The 10,069-nt window shown below is 62.2% G+C and carries 10 protein-coding genes; 3 read left to right on the top strand and 7 right to left on the bottom strand.

Annotated elements, in window-relative coordinates; all coding sequences use genetic code 11:
• Nucleotides 1–31: 31 nt before the first annotated feature.
• The gene (locus ACK1VC_RS11250) at nt 32–1,408 is read right to left on the bottom strand and encodes an L-serine ammonia-lyase (protein ID WP_016484512.1); all 1,377 of its coding nucleotides are present in this window, start codon (nt 1,406–1,408) and stop codon (nt 32–34) included.
• 453 nt (nt 1,409–1,861) lie between these two features.
• Here ACK1VC_RS11250 and ACK1VC_RS11245 point away from each other — a divergent pair, with 453 nt between their 5' ends.
• The 3 genes from ACK1VC_RS11245 to choV all read left to right on the top strand — a co-directional run bounded on the left by ACK1VC_RS11245 (nt 1,862) and on the right by choV (nt 4,914).
• Nucleotides 1,862–2,809: a choline ABC transporter substrate-binding protein gene (locus tag ACK1VC_RS11245; protein ID WP_016484511.1), complete on the top strand. Its 948-nt coding sequence runs from the start codon at nt 1,862–1,864 to the stop codon at nt 2,807–2,809.
• 81 nt (nt 2,810–2,890) lie between these two features.
• Nucleotides 2,891–3,739 carry a choline ABC transporter permease subunit gene (gene choW, locus ACK1VC_RS11240; protein ID WP_169725175.1) on the top strand — a complete coding sequence of 283 codons (849 nt, stop codon included), beginning with the start codon at nt 2,891–2,893 and terminating at the stop codon, nt 3,737–3,739.
• Nucleotides 3,736–4,914 carry a choline ABC transporter ATP-binding protein gene (gene choV, locus ACK1VC_RS11235; protein ID WP_016484509.1) on the top strand — a complete coding sequence of 393 codons (1,179 nt, stop codon included), beginning with the start codon at nt 3,736–3,738 and terminating at the stop codon, nt 4,912–4,914. Before choW ends, choV begins: the two co-directional genes overlap by 4 nt.
• A gap of 117 nt (nt 4,915–5,031) precedes the next feature.
• Here the strand turns inward: choV and hisF are convergent, their stop codons facing one another.
• The 6 genes from hisF to ACK1VC_RS11205 all read right to left on the bottom strand — a co-directional run bounded on the left by hisF (nt 5,032) and on the right by ACK1VC_RS11205 (nt 9,952).
• Complete coding sequence (gene hisF / locus ACK1VC_RS11230; RefSeq protein WP_008091498.1) at nt 5,032–5,802, bottom strand: imidazole glycerol phosphate synthase subunit HisF; 771 nt, start codon at nt 5,800–5,802, stop codon at nt 5,032–5,034.
• A 10-nt stretch (nt 5,803–5,812) separates the two neighbouring features.
• The gene (gene hisA, locus ACK1VC_RS11225) at nt 5,813–6,550 is read right to left on the bottom strand and encodes a 1-(5-phosphoribosyl)-5-[(5-phosphoribosylamino)methylideneamino]imidazole-4-carboxamide isomerase (protein WP_016484508.1); all 738 of its coding nucleotides are present in this window, start codon (nt 6,548–6,550) and stop codon (nt 5,813–5,815) included.
• Between the two features lie 27 nt (nt 6,551–6,577).
• Nucleotides 6,578–6,838, bottom strand: coding sequence for a DUF2164 domain-containing protein (locus tag ACK1VC_RS11220; protein ID WP_016484507.1), 261 nt, complete (start codon nt 6,836–6,838; stop codon nt 6,578–6,580).
• Nucleotides 6,839–7,477: an imidazole glycerol phosphate synthase subunit HisH gene (gene hisH, locus ACK1VC_RS11215; protein WP_016484506.1), complete on the bottom strand. Its 639-nt coding sequence runs from the start codon at nt 7,475–7,477 to the stop codon at nt 6,839–6,841.
• Nucleotides 7,478–8,071 carry an imidazoleglycerol-phosphate dehydratase HisB gene (gene hisB / locus ACK1VC_RS11210; RefSeq protein ID WP_023532883.1) on the bottom strand — a complete coding sequence of 198 codons (594 nt, stop codon included), beginning with the start codon at nt 8,069–8,071 and terminating at the stop codon, nt 7,478–7,480.
• 219 nt (nt 8,072–8,290) lie between these two features.
• Nucleotides 8,291–9,952 (bottom strand): OFA family MFS transporter, encoded by a 1,662-nt coding sequence (locus ACK1VC_RS11205; protein ID WP_016484504.1) that lies wholly within the window; start codon nt 9,950–9,952, stop codon nt 8,291–8,293.
• Between the last annotated feature and the right edge of the window lie 117 nt (nt 9,953–10,069).

Raw genomic sequence — 10,069 nt, 5'->3', positions numbered from 1 at the left:
CCCGCGAAGGGGCCAGCAAACCTGGTAGTGATCAGCACTCGATAACGCTGACCGCCAGGCCACCGCGCGAGGTCTCTTTGTACTTGTCGTGCATGTCGGCCCCGGTGTCACGCATGGTACGGATCACCTGATCGAGGGAGATGAAGTGTTCGCCGTCACCGCGCAGCGCCATTTGCACCGCGTTGATGGCTTTTACCGCAGCAATCGCGTTGCGCTCGATGCACGGCACCTGCACCAAACCGCCGACCGGGTCGCAAGTCAGGCCGAGGTTGTGTTCCAAGGCGATTTCGGCCGCGTTCTCCAACTGTGGCGGGGTAGCGCCCAGCACTTCAGCAAGCCCTGCCGCCGCCATGGCGCAGGCTGAGCCGACTTCACCCTGGCAGCCCACTTCGGCACCGGAAATCGACGCGTTCTTCTTGCACAGGATGCCAACGGCAGCCGCAGCCAGGAAGTAATCGACAACGCTGCACTCGTTCACCTCATCGCTAAAGCGCATGTAGTAGTGCAGCACTGCCGGGATGATGCCAGCCGCGCCATTGGTAGGCGCGGTAACCATGCGGCCACCGGCGGCGTTCTCTTCGTTGACTGCCAGGGCGAACAGGTTGACCCACTCCATGGCACTCATCGTCGAGCCGATCACGTTGGGCTTGCCGATCTCCTGCAGGCTGCGGTGCAGCTTGGCGGCACGGCGGCGCACGTTCAGCCCGCCGGGCAGCGTACCCTCGGCTTTAAGCCCATTGTTGACGCATTCCTGCATGGCTTCCCAGAGCTTGTGCAGGCCGGCGCGGATCTCTTCCTCGCTGCGCCAGACCTTCTCGTTGGCCATCATCAATTGCGACACGCTGAGGTCGTTTTGCTTGCACAGGCGCAGCAGTTCGGCAGCGCTGTTGAAATCGTACGGCAACACCGTCTGGTCGGCATCCAGCACACCGCTGGCGGCCTGGGCGGCATCGACCACAAAGCCGCCCCCCACCGAGTAGTAAGTGTCGCGGTGCAACTCGCCCTGCTCGCCTTCGGCAACCAGGGTCATGGCGTTGGGGTGGTACGGCAGGTTTTCGTCCAGCAGCAGCATGTCGCGGGCCCAGATGAACTCGATGGGCAGGCGGCTATCCAGCTGCAGGGTGTTGGTTTCGCGCAGGTCGGCGATGCGCGGGACGATGCAGGTGGGATCAATGGCGTCAGGCCACTCGCCCATCAGGCCCATGATGGTGGCGTTGTCGGTGCCGTGACCGATGCCGGTGGCCGACAGCGAGCCATACAGGCGCACTTCGATACGTTTTACACGGTCCAGCTCGCCGCGTTCGCGCAGGCCCTGAACGAACAGGGCGCCAGCACGCATGGGGCCGACGGTGTGGGAGCTGGAGGGCCCGACACCGATCTTGAACAGGTCGAACACGCTGATGGCCATTGTCGAATCACCTCTTGCTGGGCTTGTCTCTGCGCGCCATGCGCAGGGCGGGGTAGCTGCTAGGCTCAAACAGCGGGCCGCCTTGAATGCCAGCATCATCGGGCTTTTACCGCACCCCTCGCCGTCTGCAACCGACGTACTTTTGTCCAGCCGCGCCGCGCTGTTTTTGCTCAAGGAGCGGCCCTCACCACGCCGCTTTCCGGCGGCCAGGTGACGCAAAAATGCGGCCGAGGGGGTGGATAAACCTATAAGCGACATCGCCCTTACTGGATACGACCCGTTCCGTACTGGATACGACCCTACCAGTAGGCGATTGCCCGGCGCTGGAGGATTATCGAAAGCGACTCGTAAAGCACGGCCACGCATCCTGCCCTCTGCAGGCCTGGTCGACCGGACCCTCAGAAAGCCCGGCGACCCACGCGAACCCGAAGACAATATCTCAGGAGTCCATCCATGAAAGGTTCACCCTCGCTGTTGCTGGTTGCGTTGCTGTCCACGCCCTTGCTGGCCCAGGCCGCCGAACCCGAGCAGTGTCAGACGGTACGTTTCTCCGACGTCGGCTGGACCGACATCACAGTCACCACCGCGACCACCAGCGTTGTGCTCGAAGCCCTGGGTTACAAAACCCACACCACCATGATCTCGGTACCGGTGACCTACAAGTCGCTGGCCACCGGCAAGGACCTGGACGTGTTTCTCGGCAACTGGATGCCGACCATGGAGAACGACATCAAGCAGTACCGCGACGCCGGCACCGTGGAAACGGTGCGCGCCAACCTGGAAAACGCCAAGTACACCTTGGCCGTGCCCCAGGCGCTGTACGACAAGGGCCTGAAAGATTTCGCCGACATTCCCAAGTTCAAGAAGGAACTGGACAGCAAGATCTACGGCATCGAGCCCGGCAACGATGGCAACCGCACCATCCAGAGCATGATCGACAAGAACGCCTTCGGCCTGAAAGACGCCGGTTTCAAGATTGTGCAATCGAGCGAGGCCGGCATGCTGTCGCAGGTCGACCGCGCGCAGAAACGCGGCGAGGCGCTGGTATTCCTGGGCTGGGAACCGCACCCGATGAACACCCGTTTCAAGATGCAGTACCTCACCGGCGGGGACGACTTCTTCGGCCCCGATTTCGGCAAGGCAACCGTATTGACCAATACCCGCAAAGGCTACACGCAGGAATGCAGCAACGTTGGCCAACTGCTCAAGAACCTGTCGTTCGAGCTCAAGGATGAAAGCACCATGATGGGCTATGTCCTGGACGACAAGATGAAACCCGAAGCAGCCGCCAAGAAGTGGCTTAAAGACAACCCCGGCAAGCTGGACACCTGGCTTGCCGGCGTTACCACTGTTGATGGCAAACCCGGCCTTGAGGCGGCCAAGGCCAAGCTCGCGCAATAACGAACCACGCAGTAGCGCTACCTCGGGGCAGGACCGTGCCTGCCCCGGGTTGATTTCAATCTATGCAGGTGGAAGCTCGCTATCATGCTTATCGATCAGAAAATACCCCTGGGCCAGTACATCGCGTCGTTCGTCGAGTGGCTGACCCAGAACGGCGCGAATTACTTCGACGCCATCGCGCAAGGCCTGGAATTCATGATCCATGGGGTCACCAGTGCCCTGACCTGGTTCAACCCGTTCGTCCTCATCGCCCTGTTCGCCGGCCTGGCGCACCTGATCCAGCGCAAGTGGGGGCTGACCGCGTTCGTTGCCCTTTCATTCCTGCTGATCTTCAACCTGGGTTACTGGCAGGAAACCATGGAAACCCTGGCGCAGGTGACCTTCGCCACGGTGGTATGTGTGGTGATCGGCGTGCCGCTGGGCATCCTTGCCGCCCACAAACCGATGTTCTACACCGCCATGCGCCCGGTGCTCGACCTGATGCAGACGGTGCCCACCTTCGTCTACCTGATCCCTACCCTGACCCTGTTCGGCCTGGGTGTGGTACCGGGGCTGATCTCTACCGTGGTGTTCGCCATCGCAGCGCCAATCCGCCTCACCTACCTGGGCATCTGTGACGTCCCGCAAGAGCTGATGGACGCCGGCAAGGCGTTTGGCTGCTCGCGGCGCCAACTGCTCACCCGTATCGAACTGCCGCATGCGATGCCAAGCATCGCCGCCGGCGTCACCCAGTGCATCATGCTGTCGTTGTCGATGGTGGTGATCGCCGCCCTGGTGGGCGCCGACGGCCTGGGCAAACCTGTGGTCAACGCACTGAACACCGCTGATATCTCCCTGGGCTTCGAAGCGGGCCTAGCGATCGTGCTGCTGGCAATCATGCTCGACCGTATCTGCAAGCAACCGGAACTGCCGGTAAGGGGTGAGGCATGAGCATCATTCGTTTCGAAGACGTCGACGTCATTTTCTCCAACAAGCCGCGTGAGGCACTGTCGCTGCTGGACCAGGGCAAGACCCGCGAACAGATCCTCAAGCAGACCGGCCTGGTGGTCGGCGTCGAAAAGGCCAACCTTGATATCAACAAGGGCGAGATCTGCGTGCTGATGGGCTTGTCCGGCTCGGGCAAATCGAGCCTGCTGCGCTGCATCAACGGCCTCAACACCGTCAGCCGCGGCAAGCTGTTTGTCGAGCACGAAGGCAAGCACATCGACATTGCCCACTGCAGCCCGGCCGAGCTGAAAATGATGCGCACCAAGCGCATTGCCATGGTGTTCCAGAAGTTCGCCCTGATGCCCTGGCTGACGGTGCGCGAGAACATCAGCTTTGGCCTGGAAATGCAGGGCCGCCCTGAAAAGGAACGGCGCAAGCTGGTCGACGAGAAGCTTGAGCTGGTGGGCCTGACCCAGTGGCGCAACAAAAAGCCGGACGAGCTGTCTGGCGGCATGCAGCAACGCGTGGGCCTGGCCCGGGCGCTGGCGATGGATGCCGACATCCTGCTGATGGACGAACCGTTCTCGGCCCTCGACCCGCTGATCCGCCAGGGCCTGCAAGACGAACTGCTGGGCCTGCAGGCCAAGCTCAGCAAGACCATCGTGTTCGTCAGCCACGACCTGGACGAGGCACTGAAGCTGGGTACCCGCATTGCAATCATGAAGGACGGGCGGATCATCCAGTACAGCAAGCCAGAGGAGATCGTGCTCAACCCGGCCGACGAGTACGTGCGTACCTTCGTCGCCCACACCAACCCGCTGAACGTGCTGTGCGGCCGCAGCCTGATGCGTAGCCTGGACAACTGCAAGCGGGTCAATGGCTCGGTATGCCTGGACCCAGGTATCGATTCATGGCTGGACCTGGGCGAAGGTGGCGCGCTCAAGCGTGCACGCCAGGGCCAGAACGGGCTGGACATGCAGAACTGGGCACCAGGGCAGGATGTGGAGCTGCTGCAGCGCAGGCCGACCGTGGTGCACGCCGACATCGGCATGCGCGAGGCGCTACAGATTCGTTATCAGACCGGCAACAAGCTGGTGCTGCAGGATAACGACAGGGTGGTGGGGATTCTTGGGGATACCGAGCTGTATCACGCGTTGCTCGGCAAGAACCACGGTTGAGGCAATTGGGGCCGCGTTGCGGCCCTTCGCGGGCACGCCCGCTCCCACAGGGTTGGAGAGACCCCGGTGGGAGCGGGCGTGCCCGCGAAGGGCTGCAAAGCAGCCCCAATCAATGGATCAGCGAACGACGATCCCGCGCGAAGCCATGTAGGCCTTGGCCTCCGGCACCGTGTACTCGCCAAAGTGGAAGATACTGGCCGCCAGCACCGCGCTGGCATGCCCTTCCAGAATGCCGTCAGCCAGGTGCTGCAGGTTACCCACACCACCCGAAGCAATGACCGGAATGCCCAGCGCATCACTGATGGCGCGGGTAACACCCAGGTCGAAGCCGTTCTTCATCCCGTCCTGGTCCATGCTGGTCAGCAGGATCTCGCCTGCACCCAGGCCTTCCATCTTCTTCGCCCATTCGACCGCATCCAGCCCGGTCGGCTTGCGCCCACCGTGGGTGAAGATTTCCCAGCGCGGCGTTTCACCTGGCCCGGACACCTTCTTGGCATCGATGGCGACAACGATGCACTGCGAACCGAAACGGTCCGCTGCCTCGCCCACAAACTCCGGGTTGAACACCGCAGCCGTGTTGATCGAAACCTTGTCGGCACCAGCATTGAGCAGGTTGCGGATGTCCTGCACGGTACGCACGCCACCGCCCACGGTCAGCGGGATGAACACCTGGCTGGCCATGCGCTCGACGGTATGCAAAGTGGTATCGCGGCCATCGACGCTGGCGGTGATGTCGAGGAAGGTGATTTCGTCGGCACCCTGCTCGTTGTAGCGACGGGCAATTTCCACCGGGTCGCCGGCATCACGGATGTTCTCGAACTTGACGCCCTTGACCACCCGGCCGTTGTCCACGTCCAGGCAAGGGATGATGCGCTTGGCCAGTGCCATGGTTCAGTCCTCAGCCTTGGTAGTTGTCGCAGAAGGCCTGGGCCTCGGCGACATCGAGGGTGCCTTCGTAGATGGCACGGCCGGTGATGGCGCCGATGATGCCGGGTGCCTTGGCGTCCAGCAGGGCCTTGATGTCGCCCAGGTTGTGGATGCCGCCCGAGGCGATCACCGGAATACGGGTGGCTTCAGCCAGTGCCTTGGTGAAAGGCACGTTGCAGCCCTGCATCATGCCGTCCTTGGCGATGTCGGTGTAGACGATCGCCGAGACGCCATCGGCCTCGAAACGCTTGGCCAGGTCGATGACCTGCACGGTGCTGACTTCGGCCCAGCCGTCGGTGGCGACGAAGCCGTCCTTGGCATCCAGGCCAACGATGACCTTGCCTGGGAAGGCCTTGCACGCTTCGGCCACGAACTCCGGCTGCTTCACCGCCTTGGTGCCGATGATCACGTAGCTGACGCCAGCCTTGACGTAGTGCTCGATGGTTTCCAGCGAGCGGATGCCACCGCCGATCTGGATCGGCAGGGTTGGGTAGCGCTTGGCGATGGCAGTCACCACTTCGCCGTTGACTGGCTGGCCTTCGAAGGCGCCATTGAGGTCGACCAGGTGCAGGCGGCGGCAGCCACCCTCGACCCACTTGGCGGCCATGCTCACCGGGTCGTCGGAAAAGACCGTGGAGTCTTCCATGCGGCCTTGGCGCAGGCGCACGCAGGCACCGTCCTTCAGATCGATAGCGGGGATAATCAGCATCTTGGGAACCTGTCTGTTCTTAGGGTTTCAGGGCTTTTCGAGCGCCCACAGATCGCTTTCGATGCTTTCGAACCGCTCCTTGAGGTGCAGTTGAACATCGGCAATCGCCCTGTTGTAGTAAAGGGGTGCAATTTCTTTGCTGAACAGCTCAAGCACCTCGGCCACCTCGAACGACCCCAGCTCCAGCTCGAAACGGTCTTCGAGAAAGCGCTTGAGCGTGTCGAGCGCATCGCGCTCCTGCTCGGGGGCCAACGTCATGACCGGGGCCTTGGCTTTCGACCTGCTCATTTACCAGCGCCCGTCCCAGGCGACGAAGTTCTGCAGCAACTGCAGGCCATGGGTATGGCTCTTCTCCGGGTGGAACTGCACGGCAAAGCGCGAGCCATCAGCCAGCGCAGCGGCGAAGTCAACACCGTAGTGGCCGCGGCCGACAACCTGACCCGGCTTGCCGGCATTGATGTAGTAGCTGTGTACGAAATAGAAACGTGCGCGATCAGGGATGTCGTGCCACAGCGGGTGGTCGATGGTCTGGCTGACTTCGTTCCAGCCCATGTGCGGCACCTTCAGGTGCTCACCGTCTTCTTGCAGGTCTTTGCCGAAGAAGCGCACCTGGCCGGGGAACAGGCCAATGCAGTCGACGCCGGTGTTTTCCTCGCTGTGTTCGAGCAGCGCCTGCATGCCTACGCAGATGCCGAGGAACGGGCGGTCCTGGCTGACTTCGCGCACCAGGCTATCGAAGCCCAGGCGACGGATTTCGGCCATGCAGTCGCGAATCGCGCCCACACCCGGGAACACCACACGGTCGGCCTCGCGAATGACCGCGGCATCACTGGTGACCAGCACTTTACCGGCACCTACGTGCTCAAGCGCCTTGGCTACCGAGTGCAGGTTGCCCATGCCATAGTCGATTACGGCTACCGTCTGCATTTACAGGCACCCTTTGGTCGACGGCATCTGCCCGGCCATGCGCTCATCGAGGGTGACAGCCATGCGCAGCGCGCGGCCGAATGCCTTGAACACCGTTTCGATCTGGTGGTGGGTGTTGTGGCCACGCAGGTTGTCGATGTGCAGGGTTACCAGCGCGTGGTTGACGAAGCCTTGGAAGAACTCCTGGAACAGGTCGACATCAAAGCCGCCAACGCTGGCACGGGTATACGGCACATGCATCTGCAGGCCTGGGCGGCCGGAGAAGTCGATGACCACGCGCGACAGCGCTTCGTCCAGCGGCACGTAGGCGTGCCCGTAACGGAAGATACCCTTCTTGTCACCGATGGCCTGGGCAAATGCCATGCCCAGGGTAATACCGACGTCCTCGACGGTATGGTGATCGTCGATATGCAGGTCACCCTTGCACTCGATATCCAGATCGATCAGCCCATGGCGGGCGATCTGGTCCAGCATGTGTTCAAGGAAAGGCACACCGATATCGAATCGGGCCTTGCCGCTGCCATCGAGGTTGATCGAGCACTTGACCTGGGTTTCCAGGGTATTGCGCTCGACGGAAGCCTTACGTTCGACCATCACCAGCTCCGCAAAATCATTGGGCGAAAAGGGCTCCATTATAGGCCCAGAACGCGCCAGCTTGAAACGCGGATGACATATGGCAAAGCAAGCAATTACGGGGGCGGGATGCCGCTACAGGTCTATACAACCGGGTAATCGCGGCATGCGCTCTCTGTGGGAGCGGCCTTGTGCCGCGAATGGGGCGCAAAGCGCCCCTTGAGCCTGCCCAGCATTACATCAATGGAACAGCACCGCAGTCTTCTGCAAGGTAACCCACACCCCCCAGGCCAGCGGCACGACCACCACCGCCCAGGCCAGCAGCACCAGCGCCAGGCTCCCCGGCGCCGCCTTCCACTCCAGCGACCGCGCCCCATCGGCGCCCTTGTCATGGCTCAGCGCGCGCTCGGCCGCCAGCTCGGCGTCGCTCATAAAGTGCTTGTCGGCCACCGGGCGCACCAGCATGTTGCAGATAAAGCCCAGCACCAGCAGGCCAGCGAGTATGTACAAGGTCATGTCGTAAGCCGCTGCCCGCTCCACCCCCGCGGCCAACTGAGACTCGCGCAGGTAAGTGATCAACACCGGCCCCAGCACGCCCGCCGCAGCCCAGGCAGTCAGCAGGCGGCCATGAATGGCGCCGACCATCTGTGTGCCGAACAGGTCCGCCAGGTACGCGGGCACGGTCGCGAAACCGCCGCCATACATCGACAGGATGATGCAGAACGCCGCCACAAACAGCGCCACGTTACCCAGGTGCCCCATGTTCGGCACCAGGCTGTAAAGGCCAACACCCAAGGCAAAGAAGGCGAAGTAGGTGTTCTTGCGGCCGATGTAGTCGGAGAACGACGCCCAGAAGAACCGCCCGCCAATGTTGAACAGGCTCAGCAGGCCGGTGAAGCCGGCGGCGATCGCGGCAATTTGGGCCAGCTGGGCCGCATTCAGCTGGCTGAAGGTCAGTTCGTTGCCCAATAATTTGCCGGCGAATACTTCCTGCAGCAGGGGCGACGCCATGCCCAGAATGCCGATGCCCGCCGACACGTTCAGGCACAGCACCAGCCAGATCAGTGCGAACTGCGGGGTTTTCCAGGCGACGCTGACGTGTACATGGCGGTCGGTCACCATGGTGTTACCGGCTTTTTTCGCCGGGGCGGTCCAGCCTTCGGGCTTCCAGCCGGTCGGCGGCACGCGGTAAGCCAGCGCGCCGGCAGTCATGAACACGAAGTAGATTGCCGCCATGGCGACGAAGCTTTGCCATACGCCCACTTCGTGCTCGTTGCCAAAATGCCCCATCAGCGCGGTGGCCAGCGGTGCACCCACCATGGCCCCGCCACCGAAGCCCATGATCGCCATGCCGGTGGCCATGCCGCGCTTGTCCGGGAACCACTTGATCAGCGTGGACACAGGGGAGATATAGCCCAGCCCCAGGCCGATACCGCCGATTACGCCGGAGCCCAGCCACATCAGCCACAGTTGGTGGGTTTTTACACCAATGGCCGAGATCAGCATGCCGCCGCACCAGCACAGTGCCGACACCAGGCCGGCCTTGCGCGGCCCGGCGTGCTCCAGCCAACCGCCCAATACTGCCGCCGAGCAACCGAGGAAGACAAAGAACAGGGTGTAGATCCAGCTCAGCATCGAGATCGGCCAGTCGCATTCGGCGCTGAACATCCGGGCCATGAAGCTCATGTCTGCCGCACAGGCAACGGGGGCGGTAATACCAAGGGCTTGCGACAAAGGCAGCCAGAACACCGAAAAGCCGTAGGCCATACCAATGCACAGGTGGATGGCCAGGGCAGCCGGGGGAACCAGCCAGCGGTTGAAGCCCGGGCGGGCGATGATGCGCTCCTTCGACAGGAAGCCTGGCACACTGGCCGAGGCCCCCGCCGCGACGGTACTGGTCATGGATCTGATCCTTCTTATGGTGGGTGCTCGCAAAGCGGCGCAAGATTAGCAGAGCCAAGTGGCGTGAAAGCAATCTGATATCGTGATTTTTTGCTCGGCTGAAACGGTCATGTCCGC

The sequence above is a fragment of the Pseudomonas sp. XP2 genome, from assembly GCF_053557975.1.
This window is presented reverse-complemented; position numbering and strand designations above follow the sequence as displayed.

Excerpts from the sequence above, each read along its gene's own strand:
- ACK1VC_RS11250 (WP_016484512.1), bottom strand. The coding sequence starts at position 1,408 with ATGGCCATCAGCGTGTTCGACCTGTTCAAGATCGGTGTCGGGCCCTCC.
- ACK1VC_RS11245 (WP_016484511.1), top strand. The coding sequence starts at position 1,862 with ATGAAAGGTTCACCCTCGCTGTTGCTGGTTGCGTTGCTGTCCACGCCC.
- choV (WP_016484509.1), top strand. The coding sequence starts at position 3,736 with ATGAGCATCATTCGTTTCGAAGACGTCGACGTCATTTTCTCCAACAAG.
- hisF (WP_008091498.1), bottom strand. The coding sequence starts at position 5,802 with ATGGCACTGGCCAAGCGCATCATCCCTTGCCTGGACGTGGACAACGGC.
- hisA (WP_016484508.1), bottom strand. The coding sequence starts at position 6,550 with ATGCTGATTATCCCCGCTATCGATCTGAAGGACGGTGCCTGCGTGCGC.
- ACK1VC_RS11220 (WP_016484507.1), bottom strand. The coding sequence starts at position 6,838 with ATGAGCAGGTCGAAAGCCAAGGCCCCGGTCATGACGTTGGCCCCCGAG.
- hisH (WP_016484506.1), bottom strand. The coding sequence starts at position 7,477 with ATGCAGACGGTAGCCGTAATCGACTATGGCATGGGCAACCTGCACTCG.
- hisB (WP_023532883.1), bottom strand. The coding sequence starts at position 8,071 with ATGGTCGAACGTAAGGCTTCCGTCGAGCGCAATACCCTGGAAACCCAG.
- ACK1VC_RS11205 (WP_016484504.1), bottom strand. The coding sequence starts at position 9,952 with ATGACCAGTACCGTCGCGGCGGGGGCCTCGGCCAGTGTGCCAGGCTTC.